This window comes from Streptococcus pseudopneumoniae (genome assembly GCF_001072925.1).
Taxonomy (GTDB): Bacteria; Bacillota; Bacilli; order Lactobacillales; family Streptococcaceae; genus Streptococcus; species Streptococcus pseudopneumoniae_Q.
The window spans coordinates 1-15,542 of the sequence record NZ_JVHE01000047.1; the positions used below are offsets into that span (position 1 = coordinate 1).

Annotated in this window: 19 protein-coding genes; 1 reads left to right on the top strand and 18 read right to left on the bottom strand. The window is 40.3% G+C overall.

The genetic code is table 11. The annotated features are described in order from the left end of the window. Window positions 1-97: 97 nt before the first annotated feature. From ADH81_RS02270 to miaA, 16 genes are all read right to left on the bottom strand, one after another. Window positions 98-655 (bottom strand): SMI1/KNR4 family protein, encoded by a 558-nt coding sequence (locus tag ADH81_RS02270; RefSeq protein ID WP_049526207.1) that lies wholly within the window; start codon window positions 653-655, stop codon window positions 98-100. 11 nt (window positions 656-666) lie between these two features. After that, complete coding sequence (locus ADH81_RS02275) at window positions 667-1,389, bottom strand: DUF4241 domain-containing protein (protein WP_049526210.1); 723 nt, start codon at window positions 1,387-1,389, stop codon at window positions 667-669. 52 nt (window positions 1,390-1,441) lie between these two features. Next, entirely contained in the window at window positions 1,442-3,193 is a 1,752-nt protein-coding gene (locus tag ADH81_RS02280) for a glycoside hydrolase family 13 protein (protein WP_049526212.1), read from the bottom strand. A gap of 234 nt (window positions 3,194-3,427) precedes the next feature. Further along, a complete protein-coding gene (locus ADH81_RS02285) occupies window positions 3,428-3,622 on the bottom strand; it encodes a helix-turn-helix transcriptional regulator (protein WP_033584559.1) in 195 nt (64 codons plus the stop codon). Window positions 3,623-3,628: 6 nt separating this feature from the next. Continuing rightward, window positions 3,629-3,958, bottom strand: coding sequence for a hypothetical protein (locus ADH81_RS02290; RefSeq protein ID WP_033584556.1), 330 nt, complete (start codon window positions 3,956-3,958; stop codon window positions 3,629-3,631). A gap of 153 nt (window positions 3,959-4,111) precedes the next feature. Beyond that, the gene (locus ADH81_RS02295; protein ID WP_049526214.1) at window positions 4,112-5,068 is read right to left on the bottom strand and encodes a hypothetical protein; all 957 of its coding nucleotides are present in this window, start codon (window positions 5,066-5,068) and stop codon (window positions 4,112-4,114) included. 18 nt (window positions 5,069-5,086) lie between these two features. Further along, window positions 5,087-5,836 carry a hypothetical protein gene (locus ADH81_RS02300; RefSeq protein WP_049526216.1) on the bottom strand — a complete coding sequence of 250 codons (750 nt, stop codon included), beginning with the start codon at window positions 5,834-5,836 and terminating at the stop codon, window positions 5,087-5,089. Further along, window positions 5,833-6,420: an SMI1/KNR4 family protein gene (locus tag ADH81_RS02305; protein ID WP_049526253.1), complete on the bottom strand. Its 588-nt coding sequence runs from the start codon at window positions 6,418-6,420 to the stop codon at window positions 5,833-5,835. Before ADH81_RS02305 ends, ADH81_RS02300 begins: the two co-directional genes overlap by 4 nt. A gap of 44 nt (window positions 6,421-6,464) precedes the next feature. Continuing rightward, entirely contained in the window at window positions 6,465-7,529 is a 1,065-nt protein-coding gene (locus ADH81_RS02310) for an ankyrin repeat domain-containing protein (protein ID WP_049526218.1), read from the bottom strand. Between the two features lie 2 nt (window positions 7,530-7,531). Then, a complete protein-coding gene (locus tag ADH81_RS02315) occupies window positions 7,532-7,969 on the bottom strand; it encodes a hypothetical protein (RefSeq protein ID WP_049526220.1) in 438 nt (145 codons plus the stop codon). 18 nt (window positions 7,970-7,987) lie between these two features. Beyond that, window positions 7,988-8,557: a hypothetical protein gene (locus ADH81_RS02320; RefSeq protein WP_049526221.1), complete on the bottom strand. Its 570-nt coding sequence runs from the start codon at window positions 8,555-8,557 to the stop codon at window positions 7,988-7,990. Between the two features lie 202 nt (window positions 8,558-8,759). Continuing rightward, window positions 8,760-9,515, bottom strand: a complete 756-nt coding sequence (locus ADH81_RS02325) for an SDR family NAD(P)-dependent oxidoreductase (RefSeq protein ID WP_049526222.1) — start codon at window positions 9,513-9,515, stop codon at window positions 8,760-8,762. A 20-nt stretch (window positions 9,516-9,535) separates the two neighbouring features. Continuing rightward, the gene (rnz, locus tag ADH81_RS02330) at window positions 9,536-10,465 is read right to left on the bottom strand and encodes a ribonuclease Z (protein ID WP_049526224.1); all 930 of its coding nucleotides are present in this window, start codon (window positions 10,463-10,465) and stop codon (window positions 9,536-9,538) included. A gap of 14 nt (window positions 10,466-10,479) precedes the next feature. Further along, window positions 10,480-11,103 carry a cystathionine beta-lyase gene (locus ADH81_RS02335; protein WP_049526225.1) on the bottom strand — a complete coding sequence of 208 codons (624 nt, stop codon included), beginning with the start codon at window positions 11,101-11,103 and terminating at the stop codon, window positions 10,480-10,482. Continuing rightward, window positions 11,096-12,334, bottom strand: a complete 1,239-nt coding sequence (gene hflX, locus ADH81_RS02340; protein WP_049526227.1) for a GTPase HflX — start codon at window positions 12,332-12,334, stop codon at window positions 11,096-11,098. Before hflX ends, ADH81_RS02335 begins: the two co-directional genes overlap by 8 nt. Next, window positions 12,327-13,211 carry a tRNA (adenosine(37)-N6)-dimethylallyltransferase MiaA gene (miaA, locus tag ADH81_RS02345; protein WP_049526230.1) on the bottom strand — a complete coding sequence of 295 codons (885 nt, stop codon included), beginning with the start codon at window positions 13,209-13,211 and terminating at the stop codon, window positions 12,327-12,329. Before miaA ends, hflX begins: the two co-directional genes overlap by 8 nt. Before the next feature lie 120 nt (window positions 13,212-13,331). Between miaA and ADH81_RS02350 the strand changes: the two genes are divergently transcribed. After that, on the top strand, window positions 13,332-13,502 hold the full coding sequence (locus ADH81_RS02350) for a DUF3042 family protein (RefSeq protein WP_049526232.1): 171 nt from the start codon (window positions 13,332-13,334) through the stop codon (window positions 13,500-13,502). A 115-nt stretch (window positions 13,503-13,617) separates the two neighbouring features. Here the strand turns inward: ADH81_RS02350 and ADH81_RS02355 are convergent, their stop codons facing one another. Both ADH81_RS02355 and ADH81_RS02360 read right to left on the bottom strand, forming a co-directional pair. Then, the gene (locus ADH81_RS02355; protein ID WP_049526234.1) at window positions 13,618-14,457 is read right to left on the bottom strand and encodes a thymidylate synthase; all 840 of its coding nucleotides are present in this window, start codon (window positions 14,455-14,457) and stop codon (window positions 13,618-13,620) included. Between the two features lie 101 nt (window positions 14,458-14,558). Further along, window positions 14,559-15,518: an ROK family glucokinase gene (locus tag ADH81_RS02360; protein WP_049508573.1), complete on the bottom strand. Its 960-nt coding sequence runs from the start codon at window positions 15,516-15,518 to the stop codon at window positions 14,559-14,561. Between the last annotated feature and the right edge of the window lie 24 nt (window positions 15,519-15,542).

Below are 15,542 nucleotides of genomic sequence, written 5' to 3' on the forward strand. Positions count from 1 at the left end.
GCTACCGCGTCAAAGTTTGATTGCTAATAAAAAGTGAGGTCGGGATCTTTTGTCCCAACCTCTTTTACGGACTATCAAACTGATATTTCCTATTAGATTATTGACTAGATTTCCCCTTTTCCAAAAGCTTGATCATCTCATTTTTACGTTCTTCCAACTCTGCAATTTGCTGAAGCAATAGCTCTGAAAAATCACATTCAAGCTCTTCAGTTTCGCCACTATTATACCAATCTAGAGCTACTATATGATTGTCCTTATCAAAGCAGAAAATCACATCTCCATCCCCGATGATAGATAGAAATGGAATATAGTCAACAAATCCTAAATCATGTAATTCCTTAGTTTTTATTCGAATGTCTAGGAAGTCTGGGATGCCATTTGCAATTCCCAAGACCTTGATACCTCGGCAGAAGGTCCAAAAAGGGGCTACATCGTAAGCCTTGGCTCTTGGCCATAGCTCTTCCCTGACTTCCATAAAGAGACCTCCCAGAGATGACATGGTGAATTCCCTGAAATCTTCTGGCAGACGAATGCCGTATTTATTTTCAAAATCCTGAACATCTTCTTCCGATGGTTCATTGCCCATGCAAGCGACAACTTGATAAGTGTCCTTATCATAGTGACGAAAATAATCATAAACTTCCTTGAGTGCCATTATCCAACTCCTTATCCTACATAGATATACTCAATAACCACATCACATAGTTGATGATCCTTGTCATAGCCAAAGTAAACAGGATAATTTCCATCTCCAAAACCAGATTGTATCATTGGAATAGTCAGGTCTGTATGTGGTATTTTAAAGTTAATCCAATCACCGCCTTCTCGTTGACATAGGGGATGTTCTATGGCATTTTGAGCAAAAATTTCCTCAAAGAAATCATCATAGATGTTTTTTTCAGGATTTTCTTGATACCATTTTTCTTCAAAATCACAGTAGGCATTTTTTGTCTCAACATCCACAATAGTTGCCAAGCCTGCATCGACTGAAAATCCAAAATAAGAATCTTCTTCAACAGAATCCAGGTTTTCAGTACCAGTTAAAGCTTCATAGTAAACAACTGGAAGTTTATCTGTAAATTGAACTCTTGTTGCAACATACCTATAATGATCTTCTTCGATTTTAACTACCAAGGTTTTGAGAGGAAATGTTCCTTTTGGAACGGTCTCTAAATAGGGTTTTTCATTCCTACGGAGCCAGACCAAGGGATCCCTAACTAAAATTTCTCCACTTGGGAAGGTCACTTCCCCCATATCTAAGACAAAGACTTCCTTGCCGTCTATTTCTTTCATCTCGAAACACGCTGCGTAATTGACAGACGAGGTCAAAATATGTTTGATTTCTTGGTATTTTTGCAACCATTCTTCAGAAACTTGAAGTTTTTCCATCGGTCTTTCCTTTCTGGTTTAAAACAAGCATGTGTTGGAGTTAAAAACCGGTTTAAATCGAATCTAAATAAACTACAAATCCATCAGGTAAGATGACTTGATGTCCATCTTCAAGCTGGCAATGACTAGCTAAATCAACTGAATCTCTATCTAAAACAAAGTTCTCAGAAGACTGGTTAAAGATGGCTTGAACGTCTTTCCCTTCATAGTTCCATTTCAAAGCTAGAACATCTGGTTTCACTTCTTGCAAGCTATAGGAACCATGCTGGATAATACTTGCAACTTCCTTACGAACCTTGATTAATTCCTTCATGAAAATCAGCATGTCATTGTCTTCAGACACACGGTCCCAAGGCATGACACGACGGCAATCGGGATCTGGTCCACCTTTAAGTGCCAGCTCTGTTCCGTAATAGATACAAGGAGTCCCTTTTTGAAGATAGAGGAAAGTTAGAGCAGCCTTGACATGCTGGACATTTCCTTTGGCAGTTGTAAGGATACGCTCTGTATCGTGAGAATCCAGAAGGTTAAACATCACTTCTGAGATTTGTTGCTTGTAGTACATTGACTGGCTATTGATTTCTGAAATGAACTGCTCTGCCTTTTTATGCTGACGCAGGAAATAATCCTTGATACTTTCAGAAAGCGGGTAGTTCATGACAGCATGGAACTCATCTCCTTTTAGCCAAGGCTGAGACGTATGCCAGATTTCACCTAAAATATACAAATCAGGCTTTTTAGCTAGAACTGCCTTTCTGAAATCTCTCCAGAACTGGTGGTCAATTTCATTAGCAACGTCCAAACGCCAAGCATCGATATCAAAATTCTCAATCCAGTAGGTCGCAACACTTAAAAGATAAGCTTTAACCTCAGGATTGGCCGTATTTAACTTAGGCATATAGCTAGCAAAGGCAAAAGTATGATAAGGGAGTTGTCTTGGATTCTTAAGTTTATCCTCAGTAACTGGGAATTCTTGTATATGGAACCAATCTTTATAAACTGAGTTTTCTCCATTTTTTAGAACATCCTGCCATTGGACTGACTGATTGCCAATATGATTAAATACTGCATCTAGCATAATCTTGATACCACGTTTGTGGGCTTCCTCGACTAGAGTAGCAAAGACTTCCTTATCCCCAAAGTGACGGTCGATTTCAAAATAATCCGTCGTATCGTACTTATGATTGGTTGTAGCTTCAAAAATCGGACATAGGTAAAGTCCAGTGATTCCCAAATCTTTAAGATAGTCTAAATGGTCGATAATTCCTTGTATATCTCCACCAAAAAAGTCATCCCTGTTAGGCGCAAGCTCAGCATCCCACTCTCGAGCTCCATCTGGAGTTAGATTAGGATTTCCATTAGCAAATCGTTCTGGGAAAATCTGATACCAAACGGTATTTGAAACCCAGTCAGGAACTTGGCAACCGTCAATTTCGTGAATATAAGGAAGCTTAAAGCCATTTCCTTCCGAATCCAAGTTTTCTTGAGTATGTTCTACACACCCCTTATCACCGTAAAAAACACCCTGACTTTCCTCATCAAGGAGCTCAAAGAGATACTGAATCCGTGCAAAATCAACCGATACCGTAACCTGCCAATAGTCAAATAGGGCATCTGAGGTTACTTTGGTCATTTCTTTCTTGGCTTCATACTTATCCTCAATGAAAATAAAAGGATCCCCATAGTGCAGGATGACCTGCTGAATGTCATTTTTCTTGGTTCTGATTCGGATATGTAGCTGATCTTCTTTATACAGATAAGCATACTCTGATTCTGGTCTATGATAAATGGCTGTTAATTCCATGTCTTGTCTCCTAAATAATCAACAAAAAACGCAAACGTTTTCATAATTGCTAGTTCTAGTATACTATTTTAAGATTCGATTTGCAATTTTTATACCAGTTTTACGATAGATATATAGATGGACAAGGGTAAAATTGAGTAGACTCTTTATGAGCTTTAAAAGAGAGTTTCCATGAACCGGAAAACTCTCCATCATTACGAATCAGATGATTAGAATAAATGCTATCTGATATCTTTAATCTTCTAAAATGAAAATTTCTTCAACATGTAGTTGTAGCAACCTTGCAATTTTCATTGCTAGTTCAAGTGTAGGATTGTACTTGTCATTCTCGATAGCAATAATGGTTTGTCGACTAACGCCTAATATTTTTGCCATATCTTCCTGACGTAGTCCTTCAGACTTTCTTAGCTGTTTGATATTATTTTTCATACAGCATTAGTCTTTCTGAAAACAATAAATGCCAATTGCCAAAACTACGATAAGGATAACAACCATCAAAATTACTCCTTGAACAAGTTTATTAGGTTCTTTAAAATCTTCATCACCATCAACCATTTTCTGTTTTATGGCAATTTGTGTAAATCCTTGAACAGAAATAGATAAACATAAAATCAGACATGGTAACATTTCAAGTTCAATGCCTTTTGTAATAGATTGATAAATATTAAATACTGTCCATCCACATAAGCCAAATAGAGCCGTTTTATAACCCCATTCCTCAGAACGTAGCTGAATCGCTCTGTCCATTTCATCCATTTTTCTCATAGTCCTGTTCCTCCAATCTGTCAAAACAATGTTAAGAGCTCTTTACATTTTTTATTATACTCTAAATCGATGAAATGTCAAGATGTTTTAACATTTTTAATTTTTTTATTTTCTTCATCTATTCTAAGAATATTCCTAACTCCAATTTACAGCCTAGTCAATCTGACAAAGGGCAAGTTCTTTTAATCCTCTGTCGTAAAGGAAGGTTAAACAAAAGTTGTCTGTCATATTTTGAAGCTTGTGTTTACTCATTCCTCTAGGCAAGGCTATATCGCACCATTCTCTTGTTGCCAGAGAAAATAGCTTTTGCTTGCCCTTCCAATCATCATTCTTAAATAGGGGGTTCAGGATAAGATAAGGCGAATCCGTAAAGAGTCCATTGACACCAGCTTTTTTACCTGAAGCCTTTAAATGTTCAGATTCTAATAACTTTTCAATAATACGACCATCACTAGAGATTTTAACAAGAGCATAATAGTCCATGCCCCATTTATTGACAGAGGTTTGACTTTCTCCAGAGCTAAAGGCATAGAGCTCTTGCTTCCAACATTTCATACTATCAATTTTAGGACAAGCATCAGAGCTCGTGTCGTGGTGATTTAACTCTTTTTTATCAATATGCGAATAAGTGGTCCACTTCGCCTGCTTTTTCTCCCTATCAAACTCTAAAAGGGCAAAGTTTCTTGCTTGGTTTGTATAAACTTGATCTTCAAAACACACGGGTATCTGGTCGCTATCTGATACGATTTGAAAATATCTCTCTTGTGCCTTTTTAGGAAGTATACTTTGCGGATTCTTTATGGCAATGATTTCTGGATTAGAAAAATCACCAGTATAATAGACTATTTCCTTGCCAGCCTTGATGATGCCAATATTTTGTCCATCTGTAAAGAGTAGAGGCTCTTCCTCCCAAACATGGTCACAATCCCAAGCATCTATCTCCTTCACACCCAAAGGTGATACTTCAAGCAGACAGTAGAGATTGGAAGCTTCCTTCTCACTGGTTAAGACAAAGGCTCTACCACCCTGTAACATGACAGAATTGAGAACACTATTGTATTCCTTGTCTAGTTCCCATTTATTCAATAGACTTAACTTTAACTTCCCCATTTTCTCTCTCCTAATCCATCACCACTCGTTGATGGCAAATAGAATGGCTGATCTAATATTTCTTAGCAATTGATCTGAAAGTTCATCGTATACTTGACCCAGTCCCTTATCTTGTGCCAGCCATCCAGGTTCATCATTCCAGGAGCCCATTGCTCCAAAAACATCCGCTGCACTTGCAGCTCTAAATATGCTTAAATGTTGCGGTGGAATTTGAGGTTCTGCCAGTCCTTTACCAGATTCTGGATCTAGCAAAAAGTTTCTAGCAGAGTGAAAGACTTTGGCAAAGTTGTCACATTCAATTTTACTTGCTAAATCTTCTATACGAGACAATATGTCCTTAAATTCTTCGATATTATTTTCATAGTGGGGAATGTCTTGAGAAGACCTTTCCCATTCATACTCGGTGTAGGTAACATCCCAGCCCCTACCTGAGGAAGCAGCTTCCCAATTTGGTAGGAAATAACTTGCCTTCCCATCTTTATAAAAACAGAGAATTGAACTCTGTGTCGTATTAGAGAATCCTAAAATACCTCTGTCTTCAACTGAAATAGGACAAAATAATTGTAAGTCCTTCAAACCTTTTTCCTTAAGATTTTCAAACCAGTCAGATACAGATAGTTCTATAACTTCCCCATTTTCTGACGGCAAAATTTGAAAGCTCAACTTATTTGTATATTTTTCAGGATTATAGCATATTTCTTTACCACTTTTTAAAGCCTTCCTAGCTGCTGCCACGATACAGGCTATCTGATACATTTGTCCATTCATATGATTTCTTCCATTATCCCTTCAATCAGATTTGTAAGGCTTTTAGCCGCATAGATCACCTGGTCAGGATCATGGATGTAGCAAATAACCTGTCCTTCCTGACCCTCCTGATCTGGATCAAAATCCAGCATAAGATAACAAGAGTCACAATACTGAGCAAAAGGAAGCCATTTTTTATTAAAAAGATAAGGCTTAATTCTACTATCATGCATGTTTTCTAGGTCTTGACTAGAAAAATAGTCGGGAAATTCGGTTAACAGAGCATCTCTATTTTGAAAGTACTTTTTACAAGTCTCAATTTCCTGTAGACTCATGAGAGAAAAAGTCAAATCTCTCTGGTCAATTACACAAGGTAAAATAGAGAGGTATTTACTCCCATTTTTATAGCTATAAAGCTCTTTGAAGTCACTAGGTAGACGAATACCAAATCTTTCCTCAAAGGCTTGAAGCTCTTCTTCGGAAGCACCAGAAATGCCCTGATAATCTTCCAGATATCCTTCCTCTACAGGATCATCCAAATCCCAGACTTCAAAACACTCACAAATATAAGTTTCTATTTTTTTAACTTGGTCAATTAGTTGCATCATTTCACCATGATTTCTTTATTTTATCTGTCTTCCAATGCTTTTTAACGCTTATAACTTGTTTTTTCTAGGAGCAGGGGTTCAGAATTTTGCTTAACCCAAGCAAGAGCTAGCTGACACAGGCGGTCTAGGCGAGGCTCGTCATCAAAATCTTTCCCATGAACTTGAGCAATAAGCTCTTTAGTCTCTTCCAATTCTTGGTCTGAAAGAGGGATTCCTAGAGACAAGTATTGAGGGAGAGCCTGAAGCATTTTTCTATAGTCCCTGTCCCAGTTGACCCCACCATTGCGATCCAGTTCATCTCGAACTCGACCTGGTATACGGATAACTTCCCCCTGAACAGTTTTTGCTGCTCCACTTGAAGGAATCAAGAAGGACCAAAGTTCCTCGTATTGCTCCTCCCAACTACCTTCTTTTACGAGAATCGGAGAAACTCCATCGTGGGTTATTCGTTTGGCTACCGGCTTGACATCAAACAAAGCATAAAGTTTTTCTAGACCCTGATCTGCTGCTTCTAGATAATCGGGATTGATCCCTTCTCTATGAAATTCAAAATCCTTACCAATATTTTCAACCTTTTCTTTCATAGCAGATGTTTTCTTAGCACCTGCATCCAGCAGCATAGAGGCAATTTCAGCTGTTTGGGCAATATAAATCCCCCGACAAACCATCAAGACTGAAGCTAGTGGGGTTCTTCCCATATCATTTTTAGCATTGACATCTGCTCCCTTATCAATCAAAAGTTTGACAGTCTTAGGATGGAAAAACTCAGCTGCTACATGTAGGGGGGTCTCACCATAGGTATTAGGTTTTCCAATGTCTGCCCCCAATTCGAGCAAGAGTTTTACAGTCTCTCTTCCCATGGTTGCCTGACGGTACAAAGGAGTCGCTCCATAATAATCAGGGATATTGATATCTAAGCCTTTTTCCACCAGCCAGATAACCAATTCATCTGGGACTCCTCCCATATGCAGAGGTGTACATAAGCTAAATCTTCCATCATGAGCGGTTAATTCACAACGATCATAGACTGCTTTAAGGGCTTCAATATTTCCCTCATCCATTAAATCCTTAAACTCTTTTGGTAAGGTTACTCTTTTCTTTGCCATATTTAGTTCCTTTCTTCTGATTTAGCATCTAGGGCAAGCCAATGAAGATTGTCAACAGTTTTCAAGGTCAGGGCTTGTCCATCATAATCATTTTTCAACTCAAGACCGTTTTGCTCAATAGATATATGATTGTACCAGTGGTCTAGGCTGGCGTATTCCCCCGTATGAATGTCGATGAGCATACTCGTTATGGGATCCCAAGTCCCTTTCTTAACTGTTTCTGCTAAGAGGTAGTAAGCATCTAAAAACATGAGATTTCTCCCATAGATCCAAAAGGGCAGATCAAGCCCCAACAAAGGCAACTTGGCAGAAAAAATCTCATCACCGTGTGGTGGAACGGTTTCATAATGAAATTCTATCTCACTGCCATAATAGGCAATCAGGGCTCCCTGACTTCCGATATTTTGAGGAATCCCTTCCTCAGCTACAATAAATTCCATGACTTGCTCCTTCTATTTTCAATCATAAAATCCGACCAGACTCTGCCAAAATATCAAACTGGACGCATGGCCTTTTCTAGTCATCAAGTGGATGAAGTCACTTTCACAACCCTTCCAAACTGCAGATTGAGCCGTTCCCATGGCTCTAACAAATGCTAGAAAATCTGATGCCAGCCATATTTTTTCATCATAGTTCATCTCTGCATCAAGAGCATAGACCGCCCCAGATTGACAGTCCAGCAAAATAGTGTAGGGATCTCCATTTGCAATGATGAACAAGCCTCTTTCTTGTAGAGTCGAGTAATCGTGGTATTCCAGATTGCGATTGATTAGCCAAGTAAGACTAGTGTCGTCCCCATATCCAAACTGGTAACTTAAAAAACCGACCTGCCCCCAGTTATAGGCCAAAATATATTTCCTAAAAATCGGATCCAAATCTTGGATTTGTAATTGTTTTTTCAAACGATCCAGTTCAGACACGGGCAGTTCAGTATGGCTCAGGACAATTCCTTCTCTTATCTCAGGGTCCAGCCCCTGCGTTTCTTCTTGGGTAATGGAAATGATTTGGTCAATTGTCAATAATTCCATTGTCAACCTCCGGTTATAAATAGGGCATTATCTACGGTAAGCTATCTGGTTTGGGACTTCATTTATCTAATGAACTTTCTTATCTCTATTATACCTCAAAGCTATCTAACAGGGATAAACTACCAGTATTTTCAGGGATTTTTTTTGATCAACAACTTCTCCTAATTAAAGCAAAAGGCCATTCCTCAAGGGAACAGCTTTCTCACTTATAATTAAAGGTTTCTCCAGCCAACTTATCTGCTAGCTTAGGAAAGAGGGTGTAAAACTTGTGTGCTAGATTGAGCAAGATTGGGAGATTGAGCTCGCGTTTGTTTTTTCCGATGGTCTTAACAATCTTTTGCGCGACAGCATCTGGTTCCAATAGAAAACGGTCAACCGACTTGAGATAGGTCCCATCTGGATCTGCCTGGTCAAAAAATCCTGTACGGATAGGTCCTGGATTAACAGTTGTCACATATACATCATAGGGCATGAGTTCAAGGCGAAGAGCATTTGAAAAACCAATGGCCGCAAACTTGGTCGCAGAGTATAGACTAGACTTAGCAGTCGCTATCAATCCTGCCATACTGACGATATTGATGATATGACCTTTTCGAATCTCCTTCATACGAGAAGCAACCAAACGAGATAGATTCATGAGAGCAAAGGTGTTAACCTCAAACATTTGATGAATATCTTGATTAGAAATCTGGTCAAATTCCTCAAAAATCCCATAACCAGCGTTGTTTATCAAAACGTCAATCTTGCCATAGCGGAGATAGAGGTCTGCTACCAGAGTTTCTAGGGCTGAATCATCGGTAATATCGATTTCAATCAATTCTGCCTGTGGATGATTTCCGTATAGTTGAGCTAATTTTTCTCTATTTCTACCCAGCAAAATCAATTGATCATTGGGCAAGAGTTTGACCATTTCTTGGGCTAGACCACCGCTAGCACCTGTAATGAGAATAGTAGACATACTTTTCCTTTCTCGAGATTCTAGATTTCCACTTCTTCTAGGTCTTTAACCACATGGACATTTTCAAAAATCGTTGCTGCATCTCTTTTGAGCTGGCTGATATCTTTTGAAAGGAAACGAGCACTGATATGGTTGAGTAAGAGTCGTTTGGCTCCTGCTTCTGCCGCTACCTGTGCAGCCTGCATATTAGTTGAGTGACCGTGGTTGCGGGCAATCTTTTCGTCACCCTTGCCATAAGTAGACTCATGGACAAGGACATCCGCATTGACAGCCAGACGCACACTGGCATCCGTTTTTCGAGTATCACCCAAGATAGTGATAATCTTACCTGGACGTGGAGCTGAGATGTAGTCTGCTGCCTTGATCTCGGTGCCGTCCTCTAATACCACATCCTGACCGTTTTTGATTTTTCCAAAAAGCGGTCCAAATGGGACACCAGCAGCCTTGAGTTTTTCAGCATCCAAGGTCCCTTCTAGGTCCTTTTGCATGACACGGTAGCCCACACAGAAAATAGTGTGATCCAACTCTTCCGCATAAACTGTAAATTTATCGGTTTCAAGAATTTTCCCTAGAGAATCTTGGTCAAATTCATGGAAATGAATCTTATAGGGCAGGCGTGAACCTGACACTCGTAGACTGGTCAAGACAAAAGATTTGATGCCTTGGGGACCATAGATTTCCAAATCTGTTTGCTCTTCATTGGCTTGAAAGGCACGACTAGAAAGAAAACCTGGCAAGCCAAAAATATGGTCTCCATGTAGGTGGGTAATAAAGATTTTGCTGACCTTACGTGGTCGAATTGTGGTTTCCAGAATGCGATTTTGCGTTCCTTCTCCACAGTCAAAGAGCCAGACTTCGTTAATCTCGTCCAAGAGTTTCAGGGCGAGACTTGAAACATTGCGGGCTTTAGAGGGCTGACCAGCCCCCGTTCCTAAAAATTGAATATCCATTCGATACTTTCTAATTAATCAATATATAACATAGCAGTTCTATTTTCCGAGCGGTAATAAAACTTGCCAGAGAAAGATTTAGCTTCTTGTAGTAAATCCTCTTGGCTGTAGCCTTTGAGTCGCTTTCTTCCATCTGCCAAGCTTTCCAAATCTGTCAAAGCTGTGAGATTTTCCACGTTAACAATATCCTCTTCTCCAATCGCCTTCATGTAAATCTTACCAGACTCCACAAAAACTAGCTGATGAGGAAAAATTTGCGCAATCTCAAAGAGTAATTCATCCGTAATTGCTTCCTCATATTCAGAGAAAATACGGCCAAGACCTATACTCTCATAGCAAAAACCAAAAGACTTGCCTGATAGGTTAAGGCGAATAAATGGCTTGCTTTCTTCAGTAAAACTTGGTTCAGTATTATAGAGGTTTAGCTCCTGAGTCAATTCAGCAAAATAATCTGTTGCAGCCTGAGGACTCTTTTTCTGGTAAAGCTCTGCAAAGTAGGCATTCACTACGCTGGGTGGAGGTGTGATAAGGGCTAGTTGCTCCTCTTCAGACCTACCAGCTAAAAGTTGATCCAGATAGACCTTGTCTAGACTTGTATAGCCACCATACTTGAGTGCCAAAGTTTTGATATCAGTCATAAAATTCCTCTAATCTCCATTTGTTTCTATCTGCAATGTAGCCAGTGATGACCTCACAGTCATCTTGGTAGACACGTTCTTCTAGGATAGCGACACTCTCCAAATCATGAATCTTGTAGGACTTAGCAAAAGGCACGCGCAAGGTAAATGCTTCAGAAATTTCCTTAATCTTATCCAACAATAAAGCCTGCAACTGTTCGCGACTATCCTTAGATTTAGCAGAAATCAATGCATATGGCGTTTGAGTAGGCGTAAAGTTCTCCACCAAATCCGCTTTATTATAAAGGGTCAAGCGAGGAATATCCTCCATGTCCAAGTCTTTCATGATGGAAAGAACTGTTTTTTCATGTTCCTCATGGTAAGGATTGCTGGCATCGATAACATGAACTAGAAGGTCCACATGCTTGCTTTCTTCCAAGGTTGACTTGAAACTGGACACCAACTCTGTCGGCAAATCTTGGATAAATCCAACGGTATCTGTCAAGGTTACCTGTAGATTGCCACCAAGATGAATGCTTTTAGTCGTTGCATCTAGAGTTGCAAAAAGCTCATCTGCCTCATACTGTGTCTTGCTGGTCAAAGTATTCATAATAGTTGACTTTCCAGCATTGGTATAGCCAATCAAGCCAATCTTAAAAGTACTTGACTCCAAACGTTTTACTCGAACTGTCGCCCGATTTTTCTCAACCACCTTGAGCTGGCGCTCGATATCTGTAATCTGGTTGCGAACACTACGACGATTCAGCTCCAGTTGACTTTCACCTGGACCACGGGAACCAATCCCCCCTGCCTGACGGCTGAGCATAATCCCCTGACCAACCAAACGAGGTAAGAGGTATTTGAGCTGAGCTAGATGCACTTGGAGTTTGCCTTCATGGCTTCGAGCTCGCATGGCAAAGATATCCAAAATCAACTGCATACGGTCAATGACCTTGACACCTAACACTTCCTCGAGGTTAACATTTTGTCGAGGTGTCAGACGGTTATTGACGATGACAGTCGTGATTTCTTCTGCGTCTACCATTTGAGCAATTTCTTCCAACTTACCAGTTCCGACAAAGGTCTTGGAGTCGTATTTTTCACGTTTTTGTCTGTAGCTATCGACTACAACTGCACCAGCCGTCTTAGCTAAACTAGCCAACTCTTCCATCGAGAGGTCAAAATTATCCATGCCCTGGAGTTCAACACCAATGAGCAGGACTCGTTCCTCTTTTTTCTCCGTTTCAATCATTTAAAAACTCCTCAATCTGGTTTAAAATACGGTCTGTCACACCAGATTCTCCTATTTGATAAAAGGTCACCTGCATACGATTACGGAACCAGGTTAGCTGACGCTTGGCAAAACGACGGGTCGCCTGTTTGAGACTGTCACTAGCCTCCTCCAAACTCTGCTCTCCACGAAAATAAGGAAAGAGTTCCTTGTAGCCAATCCCTTTAGCAGCCTGCACATCTGGATAATGGTCAAACAACCACTTAGCTTCATCCAATAGTCCAGCTTCAAACATCAAATCCACACGGTGGTTAATCCGTTCATACAATTGACTACGCTCATCATCCAAGCAAATAATCAGAGGTTCATACAAGGTCTCTTGATTTTCCAAGTTTTGACCAAAATGGGCAATTTCCAAGGCACGCATGGCACGACGACGATTAAACTGGGGAATTTCAAGGCCTATTTGCTCTACAAGATGGGCTAACTCCTCATCTGAAAAAGGGTCTAGACTAGCACGATAAGCTAAAATCTCCTCATGAGGTGTCTCCCCACCTAAATGATATCCTTCTAGCAGACTCTGGATATAAAGTCCTGTCCCACCTGCAATAATAGCGAGCTTACCTCGACTTTGAATATCCTTAATGGCCGCCTTAGCTTCTGAAACAAAATCAAAAGCCGAGTAAGACTCGGTTACTTCTCTCACATCAATCAAGTGATGAGGAACACTTGCCTGCTCCTCTGGACTAGCCTTGGCTGTCCCAATATCTAGTCCTCGATAGACTTGTTGGCTATCTCCACTAACTACTTCGCCATTAAAGTGCTTAGCAACTTCAATGGCTAGAGCTGTCTTTCCAACTGCAGTCGGTCCAACAATCACAATTATTTTTGTTTTCATCTTTTTTCCTTGAAAAATTCCCATTTTTTCGTTACTATTATTATATCACAAAAAGGTCAGTCAGAAAAATGCGACCTCTTGAGGTAGCTGGCTGATTTATAAGTTAAAGGAGGAATACTCATGGCTAAAGGATTCGCTAAAGGTCTTGTAACAGGTATTGCAGGAACTGTCGCTGCAGTTGCAGGTGCAGTATACGCAGTTAAAAAGAAAGTGATCGAACCAGAAGAACAAAAAGCAGCTTTCATCGAAGAAAATCGTAAGAAAGCAGCTCGCCGTCGCGTATCACGCTAAGCAACAAAAGAAGTTGAGATTTTTTCTCAACTTCTTTTGTTCTATTCTTTTATACTCAATAAAAACCAAATAGGAAAAGGAATCTAGCGTGGTTTAAAGAGATTTTCAGAGAGTATTAAATGGCCAAGTCAAACTTCAACTGTGGCTTTACTGGATCATAATCAACCAGCTCAAAATCCTCTGCTTTAATATCAAAGAAATTAGTCTTGTCTGGTACATTCAAGACCAAACGGGGTTGGCAATTTGAAGGTTCACGACGGAGCAATTCCTGAGCTTGTTCAAATTGATTGTCATAGATGTGAAGGTTATTGATAAAATAGAAGAATTTTCCAACTTTCCAACCAAAATGTTTCGCAATCATCATTTGAAGAGCCACATACTGCATAGCATTGATATGATGAGCCACCAGCATATCATTAGAACGCTGGGTCAAAGTCGCATCCAGATAAATTTCCCCATCTACTCGACGGACATCAAACATAGTCTGAAAGGCGCATGGAAGGAGGCCATCTGTCTCCTCAAAAGCTTGATAATCCCAAAGTGAGATGATATTGCGACGGTTCCAAGGATTGGCTTCTAACTGTTTGAGAATCTTGTTAATGATATCGTGTTTCTTAACAACAGCCCCATAACGTTCGCCGATTGTCCCTGTATCTCCTACTTCCCAATCATTCCAGTAGTGAACATTGTACTTGTCATTGAGAACTTCCAAACTATTGGTCTGGTCTTGGTAGATCCAAAGTACTTCCTTGATGGCGGATTTGATCGCAATGGGGCGCAAGGTCGTGATGGGAAATTCCCCCTTAGACAAATCGTACTCCGCAAAAGCACCTGTGATGTACTTGGAGTTAGCCACTGTTCCATCCTTATACTTGGGACGTGCTTGCTCGGAAAACACACCCTCATTCAAGATTCGCTCGATATTTTCTTTAAAAATCGTATCTGCTTTTGTCATTTGCTATCACCTCATTCATTATCTTAACTAGTATAGCATAAAAAAAGAAAGGAGGAAAATCACTCGCTTACGGAAAGCAATTTTCTCCTTTTTATGTTTATTTATTGCAATACAAGTGATGCTGCTCCGATAACTCCAGCGTCATTTCCTAGAGTGGCAAGAGCCAACTTAGTTGTTGTGCGCACTTGTGGGAAGGTATTTTCATCATAAACCTTTTGCACGCCTTGGAGAAGGAATTCTCCTGCAGCTGATACACCACCACCGATAACGATTGTTGATGGGTTTAGGATTGAACCGATGTTGGCACATGCAATTCCCAAGTAACGTGAGAAGTTACGGTAAACGATCAAAGCAAGGTCGTCCCCTTCTTTCGCAAGGTCAAAGACAGTTTTAGCTGTTACTTCTTCTCCGTCATCAATCAAGCGTTTCAACTCTGCATCGCCTTCGTATTCATCTGCGTAACGACGAGTCAAGTTAACGATACCTGTCGCTGAAGCTACTGTCTCAAGACAGCCTTTTTTACCACAAGTACATGCGATTGGTTGATCAAAGTCAACTGTGATGTGTCCAAGTTCACCAGCAGCACCAGCAACACCGTGGAGTAATTTTCCTTCTGCCACGATACCGCCACCAACACCTGTACCAAGTGTCATAAAGACAACGTCTGGTTGGTTTTCACCAGCACCCATCCAACGCTCACCAAGAGCTGCCACGTTGGCGTCGTTGTCGATGAAGAATGGAATACCCAAGGCTTTTTCCATTTTTTCTTTGATTGGTTGAAGAGTTTTCCAGTTGAGGTTGTAGGCACCGATAACAGTCCCTTTTTCACGGTCAACCACACCAGGTGATCCCATACCAATTCCACGGAAATCTTCAGCAGACAATCCAAGCAATCCCAAACGGTGTTGAATAGTTTCAATCATATCGTCCACGATATGGCTTCCTTCATCCAAAATGTTAGTCTTGATAGACCATTTTTCTTGGATTTCTCCTTCTTGTGTTAAAATTGCGAACTTGATAGAAGTTCCACCAAGGTCAATCCCAATAATCTTTTGACTCATCGTCTTCTCCTTATCCTTAATTGA